Below are 26,059 nucleotides of genomic sequence, written 5' to 3'. Positions count from 1 at the left end.
GACAGGACTTCAGTTCATCCTCAGGTTTAGTTTTCGCGGAGTGGCTCATCGACGACACCATCAGGAGGTGCGATAAGGAGTGGTCGCTCAAGGTCGGCAACGCTAACGCCAAGTTCTTCGAGAAGTTCATCAAGGTACACGCGACCCTGACCTTCAAAGAGTGAGCCGATAGCTTGCTTGGTGGGTGGAAGATCCAGAAGTTGATGCGGTGGCGGCAGCTGATCCCCGAATAGCACGAGCGCTTCCTCGGGAGGTAGGCCATTCATCTCAACCTGCCGCGAGTGCCAGAGGACTCCACATAACTTTTGAGGCGATGCGTGAATTTCCTTGGCCACCGTGCGGGTGCAGGGGTAGTGCTCTGCGGAACTGGAAGCGATGGATTCGCGCGAGAGCTTCAAGAGGCTTAGCTGATTATCACGAAGATCCGCGACTCTACAGCTCTGTTGAAGGTCGAGGTGGACGTGAAGCATACCTACGAATGAGGCTTCGTCTGCCTCGCGAGGGCCAGTTGGGCCCAAGTTCCGCAGGACTGTCTCTAGGAGTGCGGCACCGGGTGAGCTTGCCAAGTAGAGGGAAGGTACTCGCTCGCCATCGGACTTCGAGTCAAAGGGTGAGAACCGTGCGTTGCCTAAGCCAGGGTTAAACTCAGTGCGCCCAAAGCGGGAATCGTAGATTCGATGCCATTGAGTTCCTTCGTCGAGGGTCGCCACCGGCAACGTACCTGCCTGCGCATGCGCAACTAGGTCGCTGATGGCTACAGGGCAGTTGTCAGGATCGACGCAGTCCAGGTCCTCAGGCGGGAATGCCGGACTCATGCGCCGATGGGGAATTTACGGTCAGCAATGTAGGTACTGACAGCCTTCTGGATACGACGCTTGTTCGCCCGGGCGACTTCGGCGGGAATTTGATCGCTGAGCAGTCCGGTGGGACGGGTAGACCAAGCCCACAGTGTCCACGGATCAACACCGGCTTCGAGGAGAGGCTTGGTGACCAAAGTGCTGACGGCGTCATCAAGCTTCCCTTCCTCAGTGAGTTGAAACTTTGGAATAAGAACCTTGTTGTCATATTCAACCGTGAATAGCAACGATGCTTTGCGTTGCCTGGATACCCAAGTTCGAGCCGAGCTCTCCGTAATACGCCGAATTTGTGCAAGGCTCTCGAAGGTTTCAAATCCTTCCTCTTCCAGAAGGCGAAGGCGGACTCCTGCGCTACGGGCTGCTTGCTTTTGAGTGGCATCAGAGATGAGCTTCACGTTTGAGAGGAGGGCAGCCTCCACTTGTGCTCGATGGTGCGTCCGCATGGCCGGGCGGAGGTCTCGGAGGGAAGCAAGATAGTCAATTGCTCGCTGGATTTCATCCGCGCCCAAACCCCTGCTGTCCACGACTTCTAGTGCTTGGGTGGGTTCGTTATTTCTTTCGCGAGCAGGCTTCTTACGGTCTGCAGAGACTGACTTAGTGGACACTTTGACACGAGTGGTGCCGGCCTGAGGTGCTTCCGAACTAGTCTTCAAAGATTTACCCGCGACTGTCTTAGTAGCGGCGGCTGATGCCAACCGGCGACCAAGTTTCTGTCCACGCATGATGGGCCTCCTGTATGTGACACGAGTGTAGCATTTGTATCCGAGTGTGCATCAGTAGCTACATGTGCCCCATCTATGGAACTACTAAGGAAGCAGGAGCGGCTCAGGTGCGGGCCAAGGGTTCCGCTGTCCCTCAGCGGGACGGCCCGGAGTGATCCCGTCATGCGTATGCGGTTGGTGCGGATTCCAGTACGACGACGCCGCAGCTTGCGTTGGGTGCCTCGGCTGCAAAAATCTTTCGCGCACCGTAGCTATTCGACGAGCAGACAGAAAGGGTGCCCAGCGGGGTCGGCCATCACGATGAGCGGCTCGTCGTGATCCCCCGATCTGTCGAGGATGATGCGGGCACCCAACGCTTCGGCGCGGGCGCGGTGTCGTTCGAGCGCTTCAACCGACGGGACTCGAAAGTCCATATGCATCTGTAGAGGCACTTCTTCAGAGGGCCATGTTGGTGGCCGGGTGTCGACCTTCTTTTGAATCGCGAGAACCCGTTGGCCAGATTCGGTGACAAGCACTAACCAATCAGCGATGTCTTCGTCTGGCTGCGCGGGCGGTTCGTCTCCCTCGCGGTAGCGCAGGCCGAGCAGCTCCTTGTAGAACTCCGCAAGACCGCGACAGTCGCGCGCGTCGATCGCGGTGTTTTGCAACTCTGGGAAGTCATTCATTGCGGGCAACCTTTACTCATTAGCTACTGCCTTCGCGAGGTACGCGAGGGTAACGAGGTCGAAAGCCGGCTCTCTCTTTTGCATTGCGCGAACCAGCTGAGTTCCCTGCTTCCTCATTTCTTGCGCTACGAATGGCCAGTTCGTCCGTCAAGGCTCATTAGTCAATCTACTTATTCTAATTTTCGGTGGTCATGGACTGATCTCACCCGGGCCCCGAAAAATTCAGCAGCAAACCCTAGGGCCCCGGTTCCCGCGCGGATTTCACTACGACGACGCCGCAGCTTGCGTTGGGTGCCTCCCGTCCGGGCTAGGGTGAATTTGTGGCTGAGTTTCTTCGATTTCAAAGTGCGGTGCCGAATAAGAGGGGCCGGTTTCCCGGTGTTTTTGCTATGGCTAACGGCCTGCGTAGCGAAGGTCTCCTGAGCGCCGACGAACTGCGGTGGCTCCAGGAGTCGAATGCCGCGGCCAATGCCGCGTACACGGATCCATCCACCGTGACGCCCGATTGCTATGACTCAAGCCTGAATCCCGGCGCACGTTCTTGGTTCAAATCGGACGCGTCGGAACTTCTGCAAATGACGGCCGGATACTTGCAGCTGCTTGATCGCCACGGCATTCAGTGGATGGAACTTCGCACCCGCACGCCTGGCCGAATTATCTATGAGGACACCGTGCAAGTGGTCGCGGTGCCGTATACCTATCCGGAGCATTGGCCATTTGGCGGTAAAAGGCCAGATGCTTCCTGACAAGGGCGTTAAGCGTTTGCAGAGGCTTGCGTCCGTTCTCACAGACCACATCCGCTATCGCCATAGCTACCGAGGCGTAGTGTTAAGTCGTAAGGATGCCCACGTGGTCATCCCCCGGAATTCGATGAGCTCCAGGTGACGTAACGTCCCAAGTTTCGAAGCCCCTCGGGTCCGAGAGATCTGCACGTGAACGCAATAATGCAGAGCATCTCGACGTGAGGAATTTGAATGAAGACTAGAGCAGCCGTTGCCGTTGCCCCCGGAACCGATCTGGAAATCCGCGAAGTTGAACTTGATGAGCCACGCAACAACGAGCTTCGCGTGAAGATTGTTGCTTCCGGTGTTTGCCACACGGATGCCATCATCCGCGACCAGTGGTACCCAGTGCCGTTGCCAGTAGTTTTGGGTCACGAAGGTGCTGGCATCGTTGAAGCCGTTGGCGCTGACGTTGACGGCTACGCCGTGGGCGACAAGGTTGTTATCGGCCCAGCTTTCTGTGGCGAGTGCGAGCAGTGCCTTGCAGGTCACCCTATGTACTGCGTGAACTTCTACGACCGTAACTTCGGCGTTCAGCGCCCCGATGGTTCGAAGGCTTTCTCTGACGAGTCCGGCCCAATCGGTTCGCACTTCTTTGGTCAGTCTTCCTTCGCTGAGCACACCAACGTCGTTGCTCACGGTGTTGTGAAGGTTCCTGACAGCGTGCCTTTGGACATTCTTGGCCCACTGGGTTGCGGCATCATGACCGGCTCCGGTGCTGTGTTGAACGTGTTGCAGCCTAAGCCAGGTTCTTCCGTTGCCGTATTCGGTACCGGTGCTGTTGGTATGGCCGGCATGCTTGCCGCGAAGGCATCGGGTGCTACCACCATCATCATGGTGGACATCGTTCCTGAGCGTCTTGAATTCGCTAAGACCCTTGGCGCTACCCACACCGTGAACTCCAAAGAGGTGGACCCAGTAGCGGCCATCAAGGAAATCACGGGCGGCGGCGTGAACTACGCGCTGGACACCACGGGTGTTCCTCCGGTGTTCGCTCAGATGATCAACTCCTTGGCCACCCGCGGCCACGGCGCCCTCGTTGGCGCTGCGAAGCTTGGTACGGAAGCTCCGTTCGACATCGGAACGTTGTTGCTTTCGGGCATCAAGGTCAGCATGGTCATTGAAGGTGACTCGGTTCCGAAGGAATACATCCCACGATTGATCAGCCTTCACGAGCAAGGCCTGTTCCCGTTCGACAAGCTGATCAAGAAGTACAAGTTCGAGGACATCAATCAGGCCTTCGCCGACTCCGCCGACGGATCCACGTTGAAGCCGATCATCGTTTTCTAATCTGACGGTCAACTTCTCGTAGGCCCAAAGCGACCCCGGAGCTCGATGCTTCCGGGGTCGCTTTCTGTTTAGTTATTGGTGCTGGGATTCTTAGTACGACGACGTAGCTTGCGTTGGGTGCCTCACCGTGCGAAGCGCGAGGGAGCGGCAGGAGCCACCCGAACTCATGGTGCGACAGCGACCAGAACGGGAGTGTCTTGGCCATCCCAGGTTGCAGTCAGGAAACCTTGTGCAGTCGGGCTAGTTACTGGTTCGAGAACGCGGTTGATTGACAGCTTTAGCTCGCCGGTGTGAATGGAAGTGACACCCTCGACGGTGTCGATTTCCAGTTGCGTGATGTCGGGGATGCTGGCCTCTGTTGTTCCCGTGTGTTCAAGATGTACCGACTCGGGGAGTGGCACAAGCTTTCCGTTTTCCTCGACTGCTTGCTTCACCTGCGGGTATCCGGCGAGAAGCGCTTTCGCCAACTCCGCTACATAGACGGGGTCGCCGACGGCGTCGTATACCCATCTCTTTCCGAGCACTGAGTGGTCCATGGTGGTGATGAGGAGAGCTTCGGCGCCCTCAAGTGGTGCCCCGCGATAGGTCAGCGGAACCTGATAAATGGCGTTCTCACCAGCAACGATGATGGTTTCGATTCCCACTTTGCCGTCAGGATCATCGAATCGGAACGAGCCAACGCTCTTGAGATAGATTGGCTCGGTTTCTTTGAACCACGGCTGGTTGGGCAACCAGCCGCTGATGAGTTCCATTTTGGTGGGCTTCAAGGTAGCTCTATAAAGGAGTGCCATGTGTCACAGCCTATGGGATCTTCTGGACACCAACCGCGAGTTGGAGCCCAGTTTTGAGACAGATTCGTTGAATTGCTTCCCTAGGATTAGTTCAGCCCGACGTCTCTTCTTAGGCTCACCACAACGGGTCCTGCCGCGAATGCGATTACTAGCAGGGCAAGCACTCCGTAGGAGAACGGACCGTAAGACGATTCGCCGACGAGAACTGGCAGAATTCGAAAGATCACCACGAGAAACGCGAGAAGTCCGATGAGACCGATTGCTGGAGCAATTTTCGTTTTGACTCTCTGCTGCTCGATCGTTATTCGTTCACACGGTTGGCGTAAATGTGCTGGTCGTTCTATGTTTCTTGGAGTATCACCTGTACTGGGATGTTTCTTAGTGACAATTAGATCGGACACTCGTGGCGAAGCCTCTCGTTTTTTCTGACATCCGTAATCGTGCCGGCTCTTTTGTTGCCCAGTGGCGGGACGCTGAAGGGTACGAGCGTGGAGAAGCGCAAAGCTTTGTGCGGGATCTGCTGGGAGTATTCGGCATTACTAATAGCACGGCGGCCGTTTATGAGAAGCGGGCTCAACGCGCTTCAACCGGTCAAGGTGGCTATATTGATGCGTTGATTTCAGGCACGGCTCTTATCGAGATGAAAAGCACTGGCCGCGATCTCGTGGCCGCTGAAGCTCAGGCGCTGGACTACATCGAGTCATTGACCGTGAATGAGCGGCCGGACTATGTCATCACGAGTGACTTTAAAAAGTTCCGGCTTTTGAGTCTGGTCGTCGAGCCGGGCGAAGAAGACACGATCGAGTTCCCGCTCGAGGCTCTGCCTGATCACGTCGAAGACCTGATGTTCCTTGCTGGCTATCGGCAAGCAAAATTCGGGTCTAAGGAACAAGAACAGGCTTCGATCAAGGCAGCTAACTTGATGGCTCGTTTGTATGAGCATCTTGAATCTACCGGGTATGACGATCACCAGGCCTCGGTGTTTCTCATTCGCACGCTGTTCTGCCTGTATGCGGATGATGCCGGCTTGTGGGAACGAGACCTCTTTTCGAGGTATTTGGAAGAGCGAACCAGTGAAGATGGCAGCGACCTCGGTTCACAACTAACCACCCTGTATCAGGCACTCAACAAGCCTGAAGACAAGCGTTACGCACAAAACGATGACCTCATTCAAGCGTTTCCTTATGTCAACGGCAGCGTCTTCGGAGAACCAACAGACATCCCCTATTTCGACAGGGGAGCACGCGAGCTCCTCATCCAGGCCGCGTACTTCAATTGGTCGAGTATCAGCCCTGCCATTTTCGGCTCACTCTTCCAAGCCGTCAAGGATAAAAAGGCGCGACGCGAGCTCGGCGAGCACTACACCACCGAAACGAACATCCTTAAGCTCATTCGGCCGCTGTTCTTGGACGAGCTCGAGGAACGATTCACCAAGGCCTACGCCAAGAAGAACGAACTCGAGAAACTACTCCAACACCTCGGCACGCTGAACTTCTTGGACCCGGCGTGTGGTTGTGGAAACTTCCTGATCATCGCGTATCGCGAACTTAGAGCGCTTGAGCTCAGGATTCACAACCGGCTTCAAGAGCTGGACCCGGCACGCACGCAGCTTTCCCTGATGGCTGAGTCCTTGGTACACGTGAAGCTCTCACAGTTCCATGGCATCGAGATCGAGGAATGGCCTGCCACTATCGCGCGCACCGCCATGTTCCTGGTGGAACACCAAGCTAACCAAGCAGTGAACCTCACCTTGGGCTACGCGGTCCCCATGCTCCCACTAGAAGACTCCGCCCAAATAACCGTCGGCAACGCCCTGCGGACGGACTGGAGCGAACTGGTGCCCGCCTCAGAATCCACCTACATCCTAGGTAACCCCCCGTTCATTGGCCATCAAGCAAAGGCGCAAAGCCAGCGTGATGACTTGAAAGTCGTATGGGGCGATTTACATGATGGAACCCTGGATTACGTAACTGCATGGTTTAAGAAATCCAGCGACTTCTTTCAAGGCATTCCGGGCGGGCGTTTTGCTTTTGTCTCGACGAATTCGATCGCTCAGGGCCAAGGCGTCTTACCGCTCTTTAAGCCTCTATTTGATGCAGGATGGCGTATTCGGTTTGCGCACCAAACCTTTGCCTGGGCATCAGAGGCGCCGGGAGCGGCCGCGGTCCACTGCGTAATTACTGGATACGACAAGAACGAGAAAACTGAGCCAGTTCTATATTCGTACACTCACATCAAGGGACAGCCTCAGGAGAGAACTGCAAAGAGCATCAACGCATATCTCATCGACGGACCCAACGTCTTAATTGGGAGAAAGACGAAACCGGTCAGTGACCAGATCCCAACCGTTCATTTCGGAACTATGCCCGCAGACGGCGGCAACCTAGTCGTCGAGTTTGATGATTACTCGGAGATTGCAAGTGATCCCATAGCTGCAAAGTATCTGCGCCCCTTCAAGCAGAGTCGAGAACTAGTTAGAGGACTTTCAAGGTGGTGTTTGTGGATGGCTGACAGCGATTTCGATCCGGCTGACATCAACAAGTCATCAATTCTGAAAGAGCGAGTAGATAAATGCCGTGTTTGGCGGACTGAACAGCCAACGGGCGGCGATGCATACAAACTGCGGCACACGCCGCACTTATTTCGTGGGAATCAAAACAGGCCGCTAAGTCCTTACGTTGCTATTCCCCGAGTCGTTTCCGAAACGCGAAGATTCTACACAGTTCAGCTCCTGCCTGAAACAGTAATTGCGGGAGACGCCTTGTTCACAGCCATGGACCCGGACGGATTCTTGTTTAGCGTAATTTCTAGTTCGTCCTTCATGACATGGCAAAGAGCTGTTGGAGGGTTTTTAAAGTCAGATATCAGGTTCTCAAATACGGTGGTTTGGAATAACCTTCCGTTGCCTGAAGTTGATTCACATCTCCGAGAACAGATCATCGAAGCTGGTCGTGACGTTAGAGCTGCACGTGATCTTTACCCAGAGAGATCACTTGCAGATCACTACAACCCTCTAGCTATGAGCCCGGAACTTCTTAAGGCCCACGCCGCACTAGACCGTGTCGTCGACAAGGCCTTTGGTGCAAAACGTGCACTCCAAACGAATGAGCAACGCTTGGCATTGCTTTTCGAACGATACATCGAAATGGGCTAGTGACTACATAGAAGCCTCGCAATCGCAATCGCAACCTCAACTGAGGGGGGCGCCTCAATACAACGAATTTCGAGAACCGAGTGGCGACGTTGTACGGGAAGGAAATAGTCACCCGCTGACTGACGGGACCGTAGAGCGTTTGGAAACCGAGGTTGAAGCATCGCCGAAGATTCACACCAACGCATTTACGGGCAGAAAGTGCCTATGTCCCGCTTTGGGATCAATATTCGAGGCCGCTCACGGCGGTTGAAACTCAATTACCGTACGACGGCGGAAAACCTCGACTACGCGATGTCCTTGCTGTCCGGAATCGAGTACTCGGACCTAGAAGATGCCCCAGAAACTGCTTCCGGGTACCGGTCTGTGCGTTCCGGCCCCGTGCCTTCGGTGCTGGCCGTTGCCGATGCGTCCGCTGAGGTAGAAGCTGTGGTTTCCCGCGTTCGCTCGTGGCTTTCCGCTGGTGTTTCTCCTGAAGCCATTGCCGTGCTGGTGCGTTCTGAACGATCCGTGAACCGGGCCGTAGATGGATTCTTGGGCGCCGGCATTTCGGCATCCTCCGCCTCCGGCGGAAGCGTAGCCGGCAAGGGCAAAGTCACCGTCATGACCATGCACTCCTCCAAGGGAATGGAGTTCCAGTGCGTGGTGGTCATGGGCGCTGGCGCCACCGAGATCCCCGCAATGTGGACCATCAACGGGCTGCCCGAAGCCGAGCGCTTCGACGCGCTGCTGCGCGAGCGGTCCCTGCTCTATGTTGCGGCGACCCGCGCCCGCGACGAGCTGGTCATCACCTCGGCCGGGGAGCCGAGCGAGTTGATTCGGCGGTAGACGAAGCACTGTAACTGACTGAGATATGTCCGTGGTAAGTAATAAAACGGGAATATTTCGTTTTCTCTTGTCACCTATTTACGTGGGTGGCCGTGACAAGTTATGTTCTTCGTAGTCTTTATTGTGCGGTCATAGAACCGCATTGTTCGAATGCTAGTTGTATCCCCGCGCGTTGACGCTTGTTTGAAATGCTCTTGCTATTTCCGTGCCTCTAGCGTGAATAATCTTTGTTGCGCCAGATCCTGAAGTCTCTATTGGTTTCAAATGCAACACTTCACCCAAATTCGCCTCAACAAGGAGCAGAAATGAGCACCACACCTCCAGCTCAGTACCAAACGAATGGTCTTGCCATCGCGGCCCTCGTACTAGCTATCATCGTTCCCGTAGTGGGTCTTGTGCTGGGCTATGTTGCTCGCGGGCAAATCCAGCGAGATGGCTCGCAGGGTGCTGGACTTGCGCAAGCGGCAATCGTTATCGGCTGGGTCTTTGTGGCCATTTGGGCTGTTAGTTTTCTCTTGCTCATGATGACGGTGGTTGGTGCAAGCGCTTAATTGATAGTGGAGCCCTGCTTGCTGATCCTAAAGAGCGCAACTGGAGCGGCGTCGTCGTAATTCTGGCCATCCCAGAAACTTTCACTCGTAACGAGGCAAAATAGCCTCATGGCGAATGAATCGTTTTTGGGTCCGGTAGACCAGATCAACCTTGATGCGCTCTTCAGCGACGAAGAGAAGGCGCTCGCGCTACGTGTTCTCTCGTTCGTGGATGAGACCATTCGGCCGAACATCGCCGAGTGGTATGACAACGCCGTGTTCCCCACCGAGATCATCCCGGAAATGGGCAACCTCGGACTTTTGGGTATGCACTTGAAGGGGTATGGCTGCGCTGGGCGTTCCGCAGTGGAGTACGGGCTAGCCGCTCAGGAGCTGGAAGCTGGCGATTCCGGGTTGCGCACGTTCGTGAGTGTGCAGGGTTCGCTCGCGATGTCCGCGATCTATAAGCACGGGTCCGAAGAGCAGAAGCAAGAGTGGCTCCCGGAGATGGCGGCCGGCCGTGCCGTGGGATGTTTCGGCCTGACCGAGCCCACCGCCGGTTCCGACCCGGCGTCCATGACCACGGTGGCGCGTCAGGACGCGTCCGGGGACTGGATCTTGAACGGCAAAAAGCGGTGGATTGGTCTTGCGACGCTCGCGAAGGTCGCGATCATTTGGGCGCAGACCGGCGAGCACGGCGACGGCCGCGGAGTGCGCGGTTTCGTGGTGCCTACGGATACTCCAGGTTTTGAGGCCGTGGCCATCTCGCAGAAGATGTCCATGCGCGCCTCAGTGCAGTGTGAAATCACTTTGACCGACGTACGTTTGCCAGCCACCGCGATCCTTCCCGCCGACAGCGCCATTGGCCTCAAGGGTCCGTTCCAGTGCTTGAATGAAGCCCGATACGGCATCATTTGGGGCGTCATGGGCGCCGCGCGCGATTCCTTCAACGAAGTGCTCCGCTACGCGGGGGAGCGCCAGCAGTTCGGCAACCCACTGGGCGCCTACCAAATCACCCAGGTCAAGCTCGCTGACATGGCCGTGGCGATCAGCAAGGGCTACTTGGTGGCGCACCAGATCGGACGCCAGAAGGACACGGTTGGCACGACGCCGCCGATGATCTCGGTCGGCAAGCTCGATAACTGCCGAGTGGCAATCAACGTGGCCCGCGAGGCGCGCGAGATGCTCGGCGGCAACGGAATCACGCTGGATTACTCCCCGCTGCGGCACGCGAACAACCTCGAATCCGTGCGCACCTACGAGGGCACTGACGAGGTTCACCAGCTCACGATCGGCCGCGCGCTCACGGGAATTAGTGCTTTCGCTGCTACCGAATAAGCCGTACCTGATCGCGTATGTCTGCGCTTGCGTTTCCGGGCGAGATCAGGTTGATGGCTGAAGTCGGTCCGTGGGTAGCTGAAGCTCAATAGACTTCGTGAGATCCAATGCTTTCGCTACCGTTTCACTGTCTAGAGCGAGAGCCACGACCACCGACTCTCGGGTGACCTCCTGGATCCTAACTCGTGTGGTGGAGCCGTCTTCGTTGGTAAGGATCCACTCTTCGGCAAGGTTCTTGAGCCCGGCCGCGTTGAGAAGCTCTTCCGCTTCATCAAGTTCCATGGGCTCGCCGGTTGGCTGTTGCAGCAGATTGAACGGGACAAAGAGGCCATCATCGTTGAGCTCGATGTATCCGACGTGTTCGTTATCTTCTGGTCGACGGTGTTCAAATCTCGAAGCCATGTTTCTTGTCCTCCGTTGGTGGTGGAAAGTCAGGTTCTTCCAACCTAGCGCGATGGTCGCGGGTTATCTTGTACCTTCGGGCTCCACCTCGAATGTGTGAGGCCAGCTCACGACAACCACCCGCCTGATGCGAGAACGTTTCTCTACAGAAATCCGCGAAGAAGTTGCAGCGTTTTGGCCGCACAGTTGGGTGGCGGGTTGGGGCAGGCCCACTGCCGGGGAGTACCGAAGCGTAAGGACCAGCTCAGCCGACCACTAGAATTCCTACGTCAGATCTTGCTGCTCAGAGGAGTTTTCCATGCCATCATGGCTCGTTACCGCGCTCTGGGTTCTTGCGGCACTTCTGATCATCTGGCTTCTACTGATCGCTGTCTTGTGGTGGCAGCAAAAGAAGCTGGGAAACTCGGTGGATTGGCGCGACATGATGCGACTTCTCCCGGATGTACTCCGGCTGATCAAACGCCTTGCTTCGGACAAAGCTGTTCCCCGAGGCGCACGATGGATGCTCTACGGTTTGCTCGGCTACCTGCTTCTTCCCATCGACCTGGTGCCAGACTTCATTCCGGTTCTGGGCTACGCGGATGACGCCATCGCCGTGATTCTGGTGTCGCGTTTCGCGCTCAAGCACGCCGGTATGGAAGCAATTGAAAAGCACTGGCCAGGAACAGACGCGGGACTAAAGAGCGTGATGTCTTCGGTCTTGCCGCGCACTCCGCGGCAGTGACCTGCGGAACCCAAGCTGCGTCGTCGTACTAAAAATCCGGAACGAATCCGCGCAACGAACCTCTATGTTTACTGAGTGTTCCCTTCCGGGGGTCGCGTTATTAACAGCGGGGGAGTAGGTTCAGGGGTACACCGTGGATACGCCCATCCACCTCGAACGAGGTTTGATTGGAGAAGGACTATGCCTACAAAGAAGTCGGCGACCGCAGCTAAGACTGCGAACGGAAAAACCAAAGCAGGAAAAACCGCTCAGAAAAACGCAGAATCAGGGTTTGTTGCCCCGGTTGAACTACGCGACTCGTTGCAACTGGTGCTCGTAAACCTGCTGGATCTGCAGCTGGTCGGTAAGCAGCTGCACTGGAATGTGGTGGGGCCGAACTTCCGGGATCTGCACCAGAATCTTGATGAGATCGTGGCGATTGCGCGTCGGGGGTCTGACGAGATCGCCGAACGCATGCGCGCGCTGCACGCCACCCCAGATGGTTTGGCCGCAACCATCGCGAAGGACACCCGCCTTGCGCAGCCGGTTACCGGTGAGATTCTTACGACGACGGCGGTGGATGACACCGTGAAAGCCATGCAAGCTGTGGTTGATGTGATGCGAGAAGTGCACGACGCCGTGGACGAAGCCGATCCTACGAGTGCCGACATTTTGCACGAGTACATTGCTGCCTTCGAACAGCAGATCTGGTTCATCAGCGCGGAGACGCGAACCCCGTAAACGCGTTCCTGTAAGCGCTTTCAACGGAACGGGCTTAGTTGTGGGAGCCTTCGTTCCTCATTGTGATACGAGTCCCTCTGGAGTGCGCACCGGGTGGATGTCTCTAGGGAAAATGGGTCACACTATCTTCAAAGTTAATGTCGTTATTTTCAGTCAATACACGATATGATGTGTAAAAGTAGCGACATTAGGAGCAAGAATGATTGAGGCTCAGAAGCTCGGCGCTAGCTTGCAAGATTGGCGCATCCTCTTGGGGCTGACACAAGAGTTGGTGGCGCAACGGGCTGGAATTTCGCGGAGCACGCTCATAAAGCTCGAACAGGGTGCAGGCGCAAAGCTGGAAACTTTCCTAACTGTGGCAAAGGTTCTGGGGATCGCCGACCGTGTGCAGGAAGCTGTAGAGCCCCTCAACACTGATTTGGGTCGCGCTCGTTCCCGGCTCCTTGGCCGTCAACGAGTCTCCAAGGCTGGCTAGTGGGAAAACGGAACCGCGTTAGCGTTCGGACCATCGATGTATTGGTGGGCGAGAACGTTGCGGGCATTTTATCCATAGAGTCGGAGGCGCTCTCACCGCTCGAACACCTGGTCTTTTCCTACGCAGACTCGTGGTTGGCACATGAGGACTCTTTTGCCATCTCGCCGGAGCTTCCCCTTGAACGAGGTCCTCAGAGGCCAACAATGGGCCGCGAGATGTTCGGATCATTCATGGACGCCGCTCCGGACGCGTGGGGTCAGCGCCTTCTCTTTGAAGAAGCGAGACTACTTGCCAAAGAATCAGGCACGCCGATGCCAAGAAGTTCACAGGTGGCCAGACTGCTTATGGTCAACGACCAGACTAGACAAGGGGCCCTTCGGTTCCGGGAAGACGGCCAGTTTCTTTCGACATCAAATAGGTGGGCCGGCGTTCGAGATCTTCACGAGTTAGCGGCGCAAGCCCGCGCTTACGAAGAATCGGGATACATCGATGAGGTCAATAGTCTCTTGATAGGGGCAGGTTCCTCGCCGGGTGGGGCTCAGCCGAAGGCCTGGGTTCGTGATGACAACGGGACCATGCATCTCGCAAAGTTTCCGAAGTCATCCGACTCACATAACGTCCAACTGTGGGAAATGGTGGCGATTCGCCTGCAAGAGAGGGCCGGAATTCGCGTTCAGCCGTCGAAACTTGTGAGGCTGGATGAGCACCACCAGATCTTCCTCACGCAAAGGTTCGACCGGGCGGACAAAGAGCGTCGTATCCCTTACATGAGTGTCCGGACGGCGCTTCAGTTAGCGGATCATGAGCATCGGAGCTACGTGACTCTTGCACGCGAAATAGCGATGATTTCATCCGATCCCGTGGCCGACGCAAATGAGGTCTTCAATCGCGCGGCATTTGGTGCGCTGGTCAACAACATTGACGACCATATGCGTAATCATGGTCTACTACGGCATGGCAAGGGCTGGAGGTTGTCTCCGTCGTTCGATGTGAATCCCATGCGCTCAGGAGCCTCAAACACTCCTCTTGTGCCAGAAGGTGACACTGTTGACCGGAACGTTCTTGAGCTGCTGGAGCATCTCGATTCATTTAGGCTTACCAGGCCAGAGGCAATCGACCGCTTGCAAAGTATCAACAAGGCTGTCTCCCATTGGGCCAGCGAGGCGGCGAACCTCGGGGCTGAGTCGGACGAGATTGAGCCGATGAAACGCGCTTTCGAAGGGCCGAGTCGAGGTCGGATAGAAGGCTTGGACGATGGTCTGGGAGCGAGGGTCATAGATCTACGGAGCGGTCCCAAGAGCTAGTTCAGCGCAGGACTCATGTTGTGCGATTTCCACGCCGCAAACGCCACCCAAACTCCCACCACTCCAATGATCGCGAGAAGCAGCGCCACATTCGTGAGACCCAACGCCGCACCCACGACGCCCGCGAGCGGGTACGTCACGAGGTAGCACGCGTGGGAAAGCGAGAACTGGGCGGCGAAGATGGCGGGTCGGTTTTGTTCGGTGGAGTTGCGTCGCAGGATCCGGGACGACGGCGTCAGCACCAAGGACGTCGCCGCACCGGTCAAAAGCCAGAGTGCCAGCAGTGCAAACCACTGAACGTCCCCGGATAACAGGCCAGCGCCCATCACGCCGGCGGACGCCAGAAGCAACACTGGCAACGCCACGGCGCCGGACGTCATTACGGGCCGGTCAGGCAGACGGTCCAACAAGCGCGGCACCAGTAGCGCCACAATCATCGAACCTGCCCCGTAAGCTCCCAGAAGCAACGCCACATCCGACTGCGTCCGCGCCAGATCGCCCTTGACCAGCACCACGGTATTGACGATCACCATCGCGGTTGTCGTCGCCACCACCAGGTTCAACCCCATAAGCGCTCGCAGTTCGGGGGCCCGCCAGAACGCCCGCACGCCAGAGGTGAGCCGGTCGAAGAACCGGGAAGCCGCAGGCGCAGCGATCGTCGGAAAACGCGTCAGCAACACCAAAATCGCCGAACCAATAAAGCCGAACACCGTGCCCACAAACAGGTTGTGATAGCTCATGACGGTCAGCAATATCGCGGCCAACATGGGGCTGACGAGGGACTCGAGGTCATACGCAAGCCGGGACAGCGAAAGCGCTCGCGTGTACTGGGCTTCGTCCGGCAACACCGAAGGAATGACCGCCTGAAACGCGGGAGTGAAGGTCGCGGAGGCGGACTGCAGGACAAAAATCAACACGTAAATCTGCCACGCCTCGGTGACAAACGGCAGCCCCAACGCAATCAACGCCCGGACAACATCGGCCCCAATGAGCACGCGTTTGCGCGGCACATGCGCGAGCCACGCGCTGACCAGCGGCGCCACGGCAACGTAGGCCACCATCTTCACGGTCATCGCGACGCCCATGATCAGGCCTGCGTCGCCTCCGGCGATGTCGAAGGCCAGAAGTCCCAGCGCAATGGTGAGCAAACCGGTGCCGAGCAGCGCCACAATCTGGGCGCTAAACAGCTTGGCGTAGGACGGGTTCTTCAAAACAGCGAGCATCAACGCACTTTCAGGGCGGGTTCAGCACTGGAGGCACAGTGGGTTCACCGGTTACCGCGGTTCCGTGACTAGCGTACGTCGCAACAAATTCGTCCCAAAAATACAGCACGACGACGCCGCTACGGTCCCAGCGGAAGCCGTGCAGCGCCGTCGTTCTAGAGAAAGAAATTAGCCCTTCGGAACGATGTCCGCGTAGAGCGCCTCAACCCGCGTGCGGATGTCGTCGCGCACCAAGCGCATTCGCTCCATGCCTTCGATGCCGCGCAGGGAAGGCTCGTCAGTTTCCCAGATCTCGAAGCGCTTGCCCTCGGGTGCCTCGAGTTTGGCCTCGGTGCCCAGGATGATCACCGCGTCCACCTCGTCCAAGACCTCGGGTGTCACGGGCTTCGGGAACTCGCCCTCCACGCCGATGCCGAGCTCGTTCAAGGACTCGACCGACTGTGCGTTCAGGTCAGTTCCGGGCTTGGTGCCGGCGGAGTGAACGGTGACGGAATCGCCGGCGAGATCGCGCATGAGGGCCGCGGCCATCTGCGACTTGCCGCCGTTCTTGCTGCAAACAAACAGGACTGAAGGTTTCTGAGTGGTCATGCGGAGACGCTCTTTTCTGTCAGCGTGGAGATGAGGTTCTTGATGCGGTCGTGGATGTCATCGCGGATGAGGCGGACGTCTTCAAGGGACTTTTCGGCGGGATCGGTGACGTCCCAATCTTCGTACCGCTTGCCGGGGTAGATGGCGCAGGAGTCGCCACAACCCATGGTAATCACCACGTCAGAGGCGCGCACCACATCATCCGTGAGGGGCTTGGGGTACTCGCGAGAAAGGTCGATGCCCATCTCATCCATCACGGCCACCACGTTCTGATTCAGTTCCGAAGCCGGGAGCGATCCTGCCGAGCGCACGCGAACGGTGCCTTTGGACTCGAGGGTGAGCAGCGCGGCCGCCATCTGCGAACGGCCCGCGTTTTGCACGCACACGAACAGAACTTCTGGAGTAGTTGACGTGATGGCGCCCTTGGATGTGGCGAGCGCGTGGAGGCGATCGTTGGCGAAGTGCTCCGTGGTGGAAGGCAAGTAGGCGCTGATCTTGGCGGTGCGCGCGAGGGCCGTGTAGGACTCGAACACGTAGCGCTCGACGGTTTCGGCCGTGAACGTTCCTGCATAGCGATCTGCCAGGCGGTTGCTGATGCGATTGAGGACTTCGGTGGTGTCATTGAGGCCCAAATGGGTCGACTGGTGGGTGGTAGTCATGATGTTTTCCTTGGGTGTGGCGCTTCGATGCGCGGGGCAAGTGATCCGATGCGTTCGGCGATGTCTCGAAAAGCATCTTCAAACGCTTGCGGGGTGTTGAGCGTGAGTGGGTCCGGGATGGACCAGTGAATTTGGGGCAGGTCTGCGAGTTCTTCGTGCGCGTTATCGCAGACGGTGACCACGAAGTCGTGCTCCGTGAGGACCTCGTCGAGGTGCTTCGGAGTGTTGTTTTCGAGCGTCAGCCCGTGGCGCTGCGCTGCGGCCACGGCTCCTTCCGCCACGTGAGGTGACGGGTGCGTGCCCGCCGACGCAGATGGAATATCACTCTTGATATCCCAGAGCGCTGCGGCGAGTTGTGAACGAGCACTGTTGTGCGTGCATACAAACACGATTCGTTGGGCGTTCTTGAGTTGTTGGGGCATGAGGTTTTCGAGCGAACCCGGAACCAGATGCACGTACATCCGACGCTTATCCGCTTCCGACCTGCGTCGATTCACCAGGCCCGCACTTTCAAGCGCTTGCAGGTGGTGAGACAGCAGATTCCCGGGAAGCCCCAGCGTCTGGCGAAGCTCCATGGGGGAGTAGTCGCCAAACGTCAGAAGATCCACGATGCGCAACCGCAGGGGGTCGGCGAGGGCTGCGTGTTTCGCGACCCGCGCCCCAAACTCGCTCGATAGTTCAGTTTCCATTGATTCAATTGTTACTGAACTATGTTCGTTCGTCAAGGGGAGTGCGCACTTCTTCCGTCCCCTTCTTAAATACGACGACGCCGCCCCGATTTCCGTACAAATCAGCGGGCGGCGTCGTGCTTGCGAAACAGCCATGTCTCTCGCGAGGAATTCGGGTTAGGCGAGGACTTCGGATTCGAGACGCTGGTAGCTGGTCTCCATGCCGTCGACCATGCCGGTGGACAGGATCATGTCCCGCGTCTGCGCATCCGGGTACGTGATCACGAGCGTGAGCAACGTGCCGCCGTCGCATGGGGTCAACGTCATCTCGTTGAGCGTGGAAGGACCTTCGGTGTTCAGCATGCGTTCCGTGGTGACGCTGCGGTACGGGACGGCAGCTTCCAGTAGCTCGCCTTCGAAGCCGAAGCGTTCCTTGGTCTCGACGTTCTCCCATTCCTGGCGGAACGAATCGCCCACATTCTTTGCGACTTCGCAGACCGGCATGGTCCAGCCGTCTGGGCCCAGGAGCCAGCGCTGTTGAAGCTCGGCTTCGTTGTGGGCCGTCCACACCTGCTCCGCGGAACCACGGATGATGCGCGTGATGCGGACCTGGGTGTCGCTGAGGATCTGGAGCTCGGTGCCCTTGCCGGCGGCGAAGGTAGCGAGGTCTTCAAGGACTGCATCGATCTGGCTCATAGCCGAGCGTGTGCCCTCTTCCATGCCCATCTCGATCAGCTGCTGGAGTTGCTCCACGGATCCGAACGTGGCGGTGTTCGTCATGCGGGAACCGTTGGCCGTTTCCTCGAACTCGAACTTCATCTTCATGGACGGCATCATGTCGTTAGGGGTGCCATCTTCGTTGGCGAAGCCGTCATTGACTTCGAACGAGTGCGGTGCGTTCACCGCCGTGAACTCCCAATACCCGTCCGAGCGCTCGCCGTTAGGGCCGGTCATGTAATAGTGGCTGCGGCCGCCGGTGGCCATGTCATGGCGGACAAAAGTCGCTGGCCATTCCACGGGTCCCCAGAACTTCGAAATCTGGCGAGGGTCGGCGTATGCGTCCCAGAGTCGCTGCAGCGGTGAGGCGAAATCGGCGACGATCGTCATGGAGAGGGTGTTGAGGTCTTTCTCAACTGAGGTCACGGGCATGGCTAGTCCTTTGTGGTGGTGGGTGATGGATTGATAGGAGGTTGGTGCGCGGGCTCCTCGGCGAGGAACGCATCGAGTCGGGAGATCCTGCTGCGCCAGATCTGTTCGAATTCATCCAAAAGCGATTGTGCCTTCTTGATGGTTTCCGGATTGCCGCGAACATAGCGTTCTCGGCCTTGAGCGTGCTTGGTCACGAGGCCGGCAGTTTCTAGGACGGTCACGTGTTTTTGGACGGCGGCGAAAGACATGTTGTAGTCCACCGCGAGTTCGGACACTGTGGCTTCATCCGTGAGCACGCGCCGCACAATATCCCGACGCGTCGCATCGGCGAGCGCCCGAAAGATCCGATTGACCTCGTCGTCGCTGAGATCAAAAGGGTCTTTGACTGCCGGAACTGGATGTATAACCATTTGGTTGTATGTTATGCCTGCCGGTGCTCCGGTGTCAACGGTCTTTTCGGCATCACGGCGTCTCAGCTAAGCGTCTGACGGCGTTGCTCGGGCGCATCGTATCTGGAGTTGCGTGATCGTACGTTCAGAGACTACGACGGCGCAACACCAGGTACGTGTGGGCGTTTTGGCCCGTGGAAACAGCCAGCTCAGGCGCCGTTTTCGGGCCTCATCCGCAACATTCCCTACGATGCGCCACGCGTCCGGACGGCCGAAACCAGGCAGAAAACAACAATCGCTACGTTTCGTGGGGTCTAGAAGTCGTGGCATCGAAGCGCCTTGCAACTATCGCTACGACGCGACGCCACGCGACGTGTGGCCGGACGCCAAAGCGCCAGCGACACGCAACTATCGCTACGTTCGGGCGGACGAGACCCAGTGAGCAGATGCTTCACCGCCCACATGGCCGCACAAATCAACCCCCACATACAGAGAGGACGACCCCGCACTGTAAGTTGCGGCGTCGTCCTCTCAAAAGAAAGCAAGCGAAGCGGAACTACGCGGTGCCGGTCATTTCCCGGTGGACAGCGTGCGCTTCATCAACCTTCGCGCGGATCGCGTCAATGTCCTTGATCTTGTTCCGGTACTTCGTGGGCATCGTCAGGATCTCGCGCTCCTCGGCGACCAAGAGCGAGTAAAGACGCTCGCGTTCGGCCTGATCAGAGGTGTACGTCGCGTCAAGGTAGTTCACCGCGTGGCGGCGAGCGTTGTTGACGGCGGTCTGCGCCTTGCCAGCCTTAGAGAACAGCGAGGCCAGGATGGTGACAATCAAGATGCCCACAATCACCGACAAAGAGGTTCCGGTGGAGATCTCGACAACCGGGACATGGTTACCATCATTGATAAACGGCACAGTGTTCTCGTGAAGCGCGTGGAGGACAAGCTTCACGCCAATGAACGCGAGGATCGCGGCCAAACCATAGGACAAGTAAATGAGGCGGTCCAGCAGACCATCCAGCAAGAAGTACAGCTGGCGCAGGCCCAAGAGCGAGAATGCGGTGGCCGTGAAGACAATGAACACGTTCTGCGTCAGGCCGAAGATCGCCGGGATGGAGTCGAAAGCGAACAAGATGTCCGTGCCGCCAACAGCCACCATGACCAGCAACATAGGAGTCAGGACGCGCTTGCCGTTCTCCATGGTGAAGAGCTTGTCGCCGTCGTAATGATCGGTAGTGGGCAAGAAGCGCTTCGCCAGGCGGATGATGAGGTTGTCCGCGTCATTGGAGTGATCGTCCTTCTTGAGCATGTGACCTGCGGTCAGAATCAAGATCAATCCGAAGAGGTAAAAGGCCCACGCGAAGCTTTCCAGAATCGCGGCGCCCAGGAAGATGAAGCCCGTGCGCGCAATGAGCGCAAAGGTGATGCCGAAGAGCAGCACCTTTTGCTGATCCTCGCGCGGCACCTTAAAGCTGGCCATGATCACCAAGAACACAAAGAGGTTATCTACGGACAGCGCTTTTTCGGTGATGTAACCTGCGAAGTACTCGCCGCCCATCTGGTGGCCGCCGAAGTACCAGACGCCAACGCCGAACAGAACGGCGATGCCCACATATAGCGCGGACCAAAGGGACGCCTCTTTGAGTGTGGGGATGTGTGCTTTGCGCACGTGAAAAATGAAGTCATATGCCAAGAGGGCCACGATGAAAATAATGGTGGCGGTCCAGACCCAAGGTTCAACGGTCAATGGGCATCCTTTCGAGTAGTGCGAAGGTTGCCAGTCTCTCCGGCCTACGATTTCTAGATGCGCCCCTGCTACGGATGGGGCCAGAAACCAGTGCCAGCCTCCCCGGCTTGCGGTGGCGCAAACGTGATGACGGGTGAAGCGTTCATGGATACTCCCTGACTTACTCAGTATACCGACCCACTCAAATCTGCTATCCCCAAAAGTTTCACAAACGTTATATCGAGCAGATTGCGTCGTTAGGATGGAGGTAACCACACAGTGCCAGATCATGGCCTATCAAGGAGGCTCTTGTGCCCATCGCAACTCCCGACGAGTACAACGCAATGATCGATGCCGCCAAAGCCGGCGGATACGCTTTCCCAGCTGTCAACGTGACTTCTTCCCAGACGCTCAATGCTGCGCTTCAGGGTTTCGCAGAAGCCGAGTCTGACGGCATCATCCAGGTTTCCACGGGCGGTGCCGCCTTCTGGTCCGGATCTTCCGTGAAGAACATGGTGATTGGTTCTTTGGCGTTCGCAGCGTTCGCTCGCGAAACCGCTAAGGGCTACGGCATCAAGGTTGCTCTTCACACGGATCACTGCCCGAAGGACAAGCTGGACGATTTTGTCCTCCCGCTCTTGGCCGCTTCTGAGGCTGAGGTCAAGGCTGGCCGCGATCCGTTCTTCAACTCCCACATGTGGGACGGCTCCGCGGAGACGCTCGAAGAGAACCTGCGCATCGCTGCTGAACTTCTTCCACGCACGGCTGCTGCGAAGCAGATCCTCGAGGTGGAGATCGGCGCCGTGGGCGGCGAAGAGGACGGCGTGGAGAACGCCATCAACGAGAAGCTGTACACCACGGTTGAGGACGCCCTCGCAACCATCGACGCCTTGGGCGCTGGCGAGAAGGGCCGATACATCACGGCTCTCACGTTCGGTAACGTGCATGGCGTGTACAAGCCGGGCAACGTGAAGCTCCGCCCGGAGATCCTGAAGGACATTCAGGCTCAGGTGGGCGCGAAGCTTGGCAAGGAAAACCCGTTTGACTTGGTGTTCCACGGCGGATCCGGCTCTTCCGAACAGGAAATCGCGGACGCTGTGTCCTACGGCGTGATCAAGATGAACATCGACACGGACACCCAGTACGCCTTCACGCGTCCGGTTGCTGGCCACATGTTCCAGAACTACGACGGCGTCCTGAAGGTGGACGGCGAAGTGGGCAACAAGAAGACCTACGACCCTCGCGTCTGGGGTGCCGCCGCGGAAAAGTCCATGGCAGCCCGTGTTGCTGAGGCCGCTCGCCAGCTTGGCTCGGCCGGAAAGAAGCTCTAATTATGGATCTTGGTAAGAACCTCTTGGGTATCCCGGAGACGTTGCTCCCGGAAGAGCCCGAGTTGAACGCTCGTTACGAAGCGGGGGATGAGCCAGTTGATTTGGCCGCCCGTTTCCCGGCGTCCTCACTTCCGTGGGCATTGCTGGCGAAGGAGGCGTACGACGACGCAGCTTACGTTGAGAGCTATGCTTACGCACGCGTGGGTTACCACCGCGGGTTGGACGCTTTGCGTAAGTCCGGGTGGCGCGGGCAGGGTCCCGTGCCGTGGAGCCACGAACCGAATCGCGGATTCTTGCGCTCTTTGTACTCGCTGAAGACGGCTGCCGCCGCGATCGGTGAGACGGAGGAAGTGGCGCGAATTGAGAAGTTTTTGAACGACTCTGACCCAGCTGCTGTTGAGGCAATCGAAGCTAAATAGTGGTGTTTTGAAACTGCGTTGCAATTGTTATGAGATTGCAACGCAGTTTCGACGTTTGGCGAAGTTTTTGGGGTGGTTGATCGCCTAGATTTAGGGGTGTATCAATCATCCCTTTTTTCGTGAACGGCACCTCCTTGGCAACAACCTTCCGTACCACCGCACTGTCCGCGATGGTAGCGACCGGCCTCCTCTTGAGCGCCACCCCAGCACACGCTGATGATCTTCAAATTTTCACCGATTCCGCCCAGTCATCGTCTTCAACCGAAGCCGTGGTGCTGTCTCCAGTTCTGACGCCAGAGTTGTCGTCAGAAAACCCCGATCAGCTGGACTCCGTGTCCGCTCTCGCAGCAGCATTGGGGGAGCCTGAAGCTGCTGTCGAAGCTAGTTCTAGCCAAGTGCCTGCCGAAGAGTCTGTTGTTGGTGAAACTCCTGTAGTTGAGTCGCCCGCAGTTGAGACGCCTGCAGACGAGGCGCCAGTTGAAGTAGCGCCAACTGAAGAAGCGCCAGTGACCGAGGTTCCTACTGAGGCGCCGACCAGCGAAGACCCTGTCGTTCCTACCGACTCCTCGTCCACTGAGTCAGAGCCAACTGCCTCTGACTCGACCGAGTCCGCCACGTCCACGGACCAACCGGTCGTCGTCACTCAGCCAACCCCCACCGATCCTGCCGATGAAACGGGAACGGAAGGTGGCGGCGTCGTACCTGAAGAATCGGAAGAAATCCCGTCACATCACGACATGCCGACCTTCTTCGAGACCTACCCGGAGATCGAGGCGCCTGCGGGCAGCGAGGCGTGGGACTCGGAGGACTGGGCCGCGTATTTCGAGACCGCGGAGTCCGAAGAATTTCAGCAAGCGTTTTTTGGTGCTTACCTGAACAGTGACGCGGCCGCGTACGTCGACGACCTCACGTTCTTCTTCACCGAGACCTCGGACCTGAACTACATCTATGAGATGTTCGACTTCCTGGACGGGTACTTCCCTGAGCACCCCGGTCTAGCCGACGGCATGTTCTATGTTGTTGCGAACATGCTGGTGGACGCCGGATACCTCGAATGGAATGACGGCGACGACTTCCCGAGCGTCCCGAGTGTTCCAACCGAGCCCGGCGAGCCAACTGAGCCAAGTGAACCCGGCGTTCCAACCGATCCAACCGTTCCAGGTGAGCCATCGTCGCCGAGCGATCCCACGACCGAACCTGAGCCCGGCGAAGTGCCGGTCGTGAACCCAGTACCGGGTGACGGGGAAACTGACGCTACCGATTCGCCAACGTCCACACCAGCGCCTTCGTCAGAACCGACTGACTCGCCAAGCGCTGGTGAAGAGTTGGCCTCCACGGGCGTCTCCGGAACGGCCATATTGGGAGCCGGCGGCGTAATGCTTGTTGCCGCCGGACTCGTTTTGATGCGTGTGCGTCGTCGACTGAGCTAGGCGTTGGTAGACTCCGCGGACGCTGAATCCGCGGAGAACCGGCCGGAATATCAAGCGGAGAAGCGCGCGAAGAACGCTGCGAGCTCTTCGGTGGCATCCAACGGAAGAACGTGGGCTACGTACTGGTCCGGGCGGACGATCACGAGCGCGCCCTGCTGACGGTCAATCCCACGCTCGGCGAAGGTGTCGCGGCCGGAACGAAGGTTGGGCGAGTAGACCTTTTCGTAGTCCACCAGTCCGAACTTCCCGGTCAGCGGCTTCAACGCTGCCGGCAGTGCGGTCACGTCCACCTCGCGGTGCGGCTGCTGAAGTACGGCCCGGAAATCAACCGACCCCAGCACAGCGTCCGGAGCTGAACCGCCTGGGTGAGCTGCGTCGTCGTGCTCCAGAAAACTGCACAGCGCAGCCAAGCGGGAATCCGCGGAATCCAGTGGCGCCGCATCCGCGAAAGCGTAGAGGCGCCAGCGACCATCCGCGCGCGCCTCGTGGCCCAACTGCACGGGCTTCGCGTCCGCAACGCGCACCACGGGAGCCGAGTAGAAGCGCTCGCCGATCGGGAAACCGGTCGCGAGATCCTGGTGCGTGGCCTCGCCGGTGAGCAGGTTCGGCGGGTACACCGTCGCGACGCCCGCGGTGAAGCGGCCGCCCTGCTGGAAAATCTCCTGACGCTCGGCAGCGTCCATGCCGCCCAGCTCGGGATGCTCGGGATCGCGCGGCTTCTCAGCCATCGCGGAGGACCACTTCGTGTCGAAATCGATCAGCTCTTGAGCGATCGGCTGGCGCTCGCCGTTGTAGGTATCCAACAGCTCCGGGGAAGCCTGCCCGCGCAACACCGCGGCGAGTTTCCACCCCAAGTTGAAACCGTCCTGCATCGAGACGTTCATGCCCTGGCCTGCCTTAGCGGAGTGCGTGTGGCACGCATCGCCGGCGATAAAAACGCGCGGAATCACGGAGCCGCGGGCTTCCGGAAGGACGTTGTCGAAGCGATCGGCCACGCGCTGACCCACCTCGTAGACGCTCCACCAAGCCACGTCGCGAACGTCCAAAGTGTAGGGCGCGAGGATCTCTTGGGCGCTTGCGATGATGTGCTCCAGCGTGAACCGGGAGCGGGCGTCGCGATCGTTCGGGTCAAGGTCGCCGAGGTCTACGTAGAACCGCACCAAGTAGCCGCCCTCGCGCGGAATCAGCACAATGCTGCCGCCGTTGGGGGACTGGATGATGGACTTCAGACGGATGTCCGGGAATTACGAAGATCACGGAGGGGCCAGCGACCGAGATGGTCTTGCCCGAGCCCATGAACAGGCCCGTTCCGATTGCTCCACCAATGGCGATGAGCTGGATGTGACGGTTGGAAAGTCCGCGCTCGAGGTGCGGTTTGCCGGCGGGTTCGCCGTCGGTCATCGGGTTGTAACCCGACTCGGTTTTGTCTACTGACATTGTCAGTTTCCTTTTCGTGGGGTGGTGAATTGAGAAAAGTGGTCACCAAACAACAAAGGAAGTGGGACTCTGAGCGAGTGGAATTCTGAGACGAGTGCTGGGCACACGGAAGCGTCGCGGGCGGTGGCGTGCCGAGGGGTAGGGCCGAGAGCGCGCGAGTAAGCCGAGCGAACAGCGAACATCGAGGAACCCCAGTTCTCAGTGATGCGCGGGCGCACATCAAGGGTCCCTCCCCGTTCTGTTCTTTAACCTGAGAGTTTGATCCCTGTAGGGAGTTGCTCCGTCGGTGTGCTCGGCGTAATGCCTGGCCGCTTTCCAGAGGTGCCTCTTCGTGGCGGTATGGGTGCCTGAGAGTTTCCAGGGGAGGAACTTGCTCCTTCGGCGTCCAACACCTAGGCATTGGATCTCTCCTGCCACGAGTCAAACGGCGTCACTGTAAGTGACTGCCCTCACACACTAGTCTT

25 protein-coding genes, 2 pseudogenes and 1 riboswitch are annotated in these 26,059 nt (G+C 57.9%); of the genes and pseudogenes, 13 read left to right on the top strand and 14 right to left on the bottom strand.

All coding sequences use genetic code 11. The features are described 5' to 3' along the window. Window positions 1–26: 26 nt before the first annotated feature. From HD598_RS06460 to HD598_RS06450, 3 genes are all read right to left on the bottom strand, one after another. Complete coding sequence (locus tag HD598_RS06460; protein WP_183664637.1) at window positions 27–815, bottom strand: RES family NAD+ phosphorylase; 789 nt, start codon at window positions 813–815, stop codon at window positions 27–29. Next, window positions 812–1,579 (bottom strand): hypothetical protein, encoded by a 768-nt coding sequence (locus HD598_RS06455; protein WP_183664635.1) that lies wholly within the window; start codon window positions 1,577–1,579, stop codon window positions 812–814. Before HD598_RS06455 ends, HD598_RS06460 begins: the two co-directional genes overlap by 4 nt. A 251-nt stretch (window positions 1,580–1,830) precedes the next feature. Further along, complete coding sequence (locus tag HD598_RS06450) at window positions 1,831–2,244, bottom strand: VOC family protein (RefSeq protein WP_183664634.1); 414 nt, start codon at window positions 2,242–2,244, stop codon at window positions 1,831–1,833. 389 nt (window positions 2,245–2,633) lie between these two features. Between HD598_RS06450 and HD598_RS06445 the strand changes: the two genes are divergently transcribed. Together HD598_RS06445 and HD598_RS06440 are read left to right on the top strand one after the other, a co-directional pair. Continuing rightward, the gene (locus HD598_RS06445) at window positions 2,634–2,990 is read left to right on the top strand and encodes a hypothetical protein (protein WP_221244611.1); all 357 of its coding nucleotides are present in this window, start codon (window positions 2,634–2,636) and stop codon (window positions 2,988–2,990) included. A gap of 228 nt (window positions 2,991–3,218) precedes the next feature. Next, complete coding sequence (locus HD598_RS06440) at window positions 3,219–4,316, top strand: NAD(P)-dependent alcohol dehydrogenase (RefSeq protein ID WP_183664630.1); 1,098 nt, start codon at window positions 3,219–3,221, stop codon at window positions 4,314–4,316. 164 nt (window positions 4,317–4,480) lie between these two features. Here HD598_RS06440 and HD598_RS06435 read toward each other — a convergent pair whose 3' ends face one another. Further along, window positions 4,481–5,107 (bottom strand): CG0192-related protein, encoded by a 627-nt coding sequence (locus HD598_RS06435; RefSeq protein ID WP_183664628.1) that lies wholly within the window; start codon window positions 5,105–5,107, stop codon window positions 4,481–4,483. A gap of 403 nt (window positions 5,108–5,510) precedes the next feature. On the opposite strand from HD598_RS06435, the gene HD598_RS13505 reads away from it, so the two are divergent. From HD598_RS13505 to HD598_RS06415, 4 genes are all read left to right on the top strand, one after another. After that, window positions 5,511–8,261: a DNA methyltransferase gene (locus HD598_RS13505; RefSeq protein WP_260170502.1), complete on the top strand. Its 2,751-nt coding sequence runs from the start codon at window positions 5,511–5,513 to the stop codon at window positions 8,259–8,261. A gap of 204 nt (window positions 8,262–8,465) precedes the next feature. Then, a complete protein-coding gene (locus HD598_RS06425) occupies window positions 8,466–9,086 on the top strand; it encodes a 3'-5' exonuclease (protein ID WP_183664626.1) in 621 nt (206 codons plus the stop codon). Window positions 9,087–9,391: 305 nt separating this feature from the next. Beyond that, the gene (locus HD598_RS06420) at window positions 9,392–9,637 is read left to right on the top strand and encodes a DUF4190 domain-containing protein (protein ID WP_183664624.1); all 246 of its coding nucleotides are present in this window, start codon (window positions 9,392–9,394) and stop codon (window positions 9,635–9,637) included. 108 nt (window positions 9,638–9,745) lie between these two features. Then, window positions 9,746–10,954: an acyl-CoA dehydrogenase family protein gene (locus tag HD598_RS06415; RefSeq protein ID WP_183664622.1), complete on the top strand. Its 1,209-nt coding sequence runs from the start codon at window positions 9,746–9,748 to the stop codon at window positions 10,952–10,954. Window positions 10,955–10,999: 45 nt separating this feature from the next. On the opposite strand, the gene HD598_RS06410 is transcribed toward HD598_RS06415, so the two are convergent. Further along, a complete protein-coding gene (locus HD598_RS06410) occupies window positions 11,000–11,356 on the bottom strand; it encodes a serine/threonine protein phosphatase (RefSeq protein ID WP_183664620.1) in 357 nt (118 codons plus the stop codon). Between the two features lie 298 nt (window positions 11,357–11,654). Between HD598_RS06410 and HD598_RS06405 the strand changes: the two genes are divergently transcribed. The 4 genes from HD598_RS06405 to HD598_RS06390 all read left to right on the top strand — a co-directional run bounded on the left by HD598_RS06405 (window position 11,655) and on the right by HD598_RS06390 (window position 14,579). Further along, complete coding sequence (locus HD598_RS06405; protein WP_183664618.1) at window positions 11,655–12,080, top strand: YkvA family protein; 426 nt, start codon at window positions 11,655–11,657, stop codon at window positions 12,078–12,080. 180 nt (window positions 12,081–12,260) lie between these two features. After that, complete coding sequence (locus HD598_RS06400) at window positions 12,261–12,800, top strand: Dps family protein (protein ID WP_183664616.1); 540 nt, start codon at window positions 12,261–12,263, stop codon at window positions 12,798–12,800. A gap of 199 nt (window positions 12,801–12,999) precedes the next feature. Then, window positions 13,000–13,275 (top strand): helix-turn-helix transcriptional regulator, encoded by a 276-nt coding sequence (locus HD598_RS06395; RefSeq protein WP_183664614.1) that lies wholly within the window; start codon window positions 13,000–13,002, stop codon window positions 13,273–13,275. Window positions 13,276–13,319: 44 nt separating this feature from the next. Further along, on the top strand, window positions 13,320–14,579 hold the full coding sequence (locus tag HD598_RS06390) for a type II toxin-antitoxin system HipA family toxin (RefSeq protein ID WP_183664612.1): 1,260 nt from the start codon (window positions 13,320–13,322) through the stop codon (window positions 14,577–14,579). Here the strand turns inward: HD598_RS06390 and HD598_RS06385 are convergent. From HD598_RS06385 to HD598_RS06355, 7 genes are all read right to left on the bottom strand, one after another. Continuing rightward, complete coding sequence (locus HD598_RS06385; RefSeq protein WP_183664610.1) at window positions 14,576–15,802, bottom strand: MFS transporter; 1,227 nt, start codon at window positions 15,800–15,802, stop codon at window positions 14,576–14,578. The genes HD598_RS06390 and HD598_RS06385 overlap by 4 nt on opposite strands. 168 nt (window positions 15,803–15,970) lie before the next feature. Continuing rightward, window positions 15,971–16,390, bottom strand: a complete 420-nt coding sequence (locus HD598_RS06380) for an arsenate-mycothiol transferase ArsC (RefSeq protein WP_183664608.1) — start codon at window positions 16,388–16,390, stop codon at window positions 15,971–15,973. Continuing rightward, the gene (locus HD598_RS06375) at window positions 16,387–17,049 is read right to left on the bottom strand and encodes an arsenate reductase ArsC (protein WP_183664607.1); all 663 of its coding nucleotides are present in this window, start codon (window positions 17,047–17,049) and stop codon (window positions 16,387–16,389) included. The genes HD598_RS06380 and HD598_RS06375 overlap by 4 nt, the downstream gene beginning before the upstream one ends. After that, window positions 17,046–17,738, bottom strand: coding sequence for an arsenate reductase/protein-tyrosine-phosphatase family protein (locus HD598_RS06370; protein ID WP_183664605.1), 693 nt, complete (start codon window positions 17,736–17,738; stop codon window positions 17,046–17,048). Before HD598_RS06370 ends, HD598_RS06375 begins: the two co-directional genes overlap by 4 nt. Window positions 17,739–17,894: 156 nt before the next feature. Beyond that, window positions 17,895–18,866: an SRPBCC family protein gene (locus HD598_RS06365; RefSeq protein ID WP_183664603.1), complete on the bottom strand. Its 972-nt coding sequence runs from the start codon at window positions 18,864–18,866 to the stop codon at window positions 17,895–17,897. Between the two features lie 2 nt (window positions 18,867–18,868). Next, entirely contained in the window at window positions 18,869–19,276 is a 408-nt protein-coding gene (locus HD598_RS06360) for an ArsR/SmtB family transcription factor (RefSeq protein WP_183664601.1), read from the bottom strand. A 535-nt stretch (window positions 19,277–19,811) separates the two neighbouring features. Then, window positions 19,812–20,999: a TerC family protein gene (locus HD598_RS06355; RefSeq protein WP_183664599.1), complete on the bottom strand. Its 1,188-nt coding sequence runs from the start codon at window positions 20,997–20,999 to the stop codon at window positions 19,812–19,814. Between the two features lie 290 nt (window positions 21,000–21,289). On the opposite strand from HD598_RS06355, the gene fbaA reads away from it, so the two are divergent. The 3 genes from fbaA (at window position 21,290) to HD598_RS06340 (ending at window position 24,158) form a co-directional block, all read left to right on the top strand. Beyond that, the gene (fbaA, locus tag HD598_RS06350) at window positions 21,290–22,309 is read left to right on the top strand and encodes a class II fructose-bisphosphate aldolase (protein ID WP_183664597.1); all 1,020 of its coding nucleotides are present in this window, start codon (window positions 21,290–21,292) and stop codon (window positions 22,307–22,309) included. 2 nt (window positions 22,310–22,311) lie between these two features. Continuing rightward, window positions 22,312–22,728, top strand: a complete 417-nt coding sequence (locus HD598_RS06345; RefSeq protein ID WP_183664595.1) for a DUF3151 domain-containing protein — start codon at window positions 22,312–22,314, stop codon at window positions 22,726–22,728. 119 nt (window positions 22,729–22,847) lie between these two features. Continuing rightward, window positions 22,848–24,158: an LPXTG cell wall anchor domain-containing protein gene (locus HD598_RS06340; RefSeq protein ID WP_183664593.1), complete on the top strand. Its 1,311-nt coding sequence runs from the start codon at window positions 22,848–22,850 to the stop codon at window positions 24,156–24,158. Between the two features lie 50 nt (window positions 24,159–24,208). Here the strand turns inward: HD598_RS06340 and HD598_RS06335 are convergent. Beyond that, a pseudogene (locus HD598_RS06335) lies at window positions 24,209–25,402 on the bottom strand (FAD-dependent monooxygenase); the annotation flags it as partial. A gap of 1 nt (window position 25,403) precedes the next feature. Continuing rightward, window positions 25,404–25,559: pseudogene (locus HD598_RS13855) on the bottom strand (hypothetical protein); the annotation flags it as partial. A gap of 361 nt (window positions 25,560–25,920) precedes the next feature. Beyond that, window positions 25,921–26,018, bottom strand: a riboswitch (glycine riboswitch). Between the last annotated feature and the right edge of the window lie 41 nt (window positions 26,019–26,059).

The organism is Neomicrococcus aestuarii, assembly GCF_014201135.1.
In the GTDB taxonomy this organism is placed as follows: Bacteria; Actinomycetota; Actinomycetes; order Actinomycetales; family Micrococcaceae; genus Neomicrococcus; species Neomicrococcus aestuarii.
The sequence above is the reverse complement of the archived record's forward strand: the minus strand, read 5'-3'. Positions and strand labels throughout refer to the sequence as shown.

Excerpts from the sequence above, each read along its gene's own strand:
- HD598_RS06460 (WP_183664637.1), bottom strand. The coding sequence starts at position 815 with ATGAGTCCGGCATTCCCGCCTGAGGACCTGGACTGCGTCGATCCTGAC.
- HD598_RS06455 (WP_183664635.1), bottom strand. The coding sequence starts at position 1,579 with ATGCGTGGACAGAAACTTGGTCGCCGGTTGGCATCAGCCGCCGCTACT.
- HD598_RS06450 (WP_183664634.1), bottom strand. The coding sequence starts at position 2,244 with ATGAATGACTTCCCAGAGTTGCAAAACACCGCGATCGACGCGCGCGAC.
- HD598_RS06445 (WP_221244611.1), top strand. The coding sequence starts at position 2,634 with ATGGCTAACGGCCTGCGTAGCGAAGGTCTCCTGAGCGCCGACGAACTG.
- HD598_RS06440 (WP_183664630.1), top strand. The coding sequence starts at position 3,219 with ATGAAGACTAGAGCAGCCGTTGCCGTTGCCCCCGGAACCGATCTGGAA.
- HD598_RS06435 (WP_183664628.1), bottom strand. The coding sequence starts at position 5,107 with ATGGCACTCCTTTATAGAGCTACCTTGAAGCCCACCAAAATGGAACTC.
- HD598_RS06425 (WP_183664626.1), top strand. The coding sequence starts at position 8,466 with ATGTCCCGCTTTGGGATCAATATTCGAGGCCGCTCACGGCGGTTGAAA.
- HD598_RS06420 (WP_183664624.1), top strand. The coding sequence starts at position 9,392 with ATGAGCACCACACCTCCAGCTCAGTACCAAACGAATGGTCTTGCCATC.
- HD598_RS06415 (WP_183664622.1), top strand. The coding sequence starts at position 9,746 with ATGGCGAATGAATCGTTTTTGGGTCCGGTAGACCAGATCAACCTTGAT.
- HD598_RS06410 (WP_183664620.1), bottom strand. The coding sequence starts at position 11,356 with ATGGCTTCGAGATTTGAACACCGTCGACCAGAAGATAACGAACACGTC.
- HD598_RS06405 (WP_183664618.1), top strand. The coding sequence starts at position 11,655 with ATGCCATCATGGCTCGTTACCGCGCTCTGGGTTCTTGCGGCACTTCTG.
- HD598_RS06400 (WP_183664616.1), top strand. The coding sequence starts at position 12,261 with ATGCCTACAAAGAAGTCGGCGACCGCAGCTAAGACTGCGAACGGAAAA.
- HD598_RS06395 (WP_183664614.1), top strand. The coding sequence starts at position 13,000 with ATGATTGAGGCTCAGAAGCTCGGCGCTAGCTTGCAAGATTGGCGCATC.
- HD598_RS06385 (WP_183664610.1), bottom strand. The coding sequence starts at position 15,802 with ATGCTCGCTGTTTTGAAGAACCCGTCCTACGCCAAGCTGTTTAGCGCC.
- HD598_RS06380 (WP_183664608.1), bottom strand. The coding sequence starts at position 16,390 with ATGACCACTCAGAAACCTTCAGTCCTGTTTGTTTGCAGCAAGAACGGC.
- HD598_RS06375 (WP_183664607.1), bottom strand. The coding sequence starts at position 17,049 with ATGACTACCACCCACCAGTCGACCCATTTGGGCCTCAATGACACCACC.
- HD598_RS06370 (WP_183664605.1), bottom strand. The coding sequence starts at position 17,738 with ATGGAAACTGAACTATCGAGCGAGTTTGGGGCGCGGGTCGCGAAACAC.
- HD598_RS06365 (WP_183664603.1), bottom strand. The coding sequence starts at position 18,866 with ATGCCCGTGACCTCAGTTGAGAAAGACCTCAACACCCTCTCCATGACG.
- HD598_RS06360 (WP_183664601.1), bottom strand. The coding sequence starts at position 19,276 with ATGGTTATACATCCAGTTCCGGCAGTCAAAGACCCTTTTGATCTCAGC.
- HD598_RS06345 (WP_183664595.1), top strand. The coding sequence starts at position 22,312 with ATGGATCTTGGTAAGAACCTCTTGGGTATCCCGGAGACGTTGCTCCCG.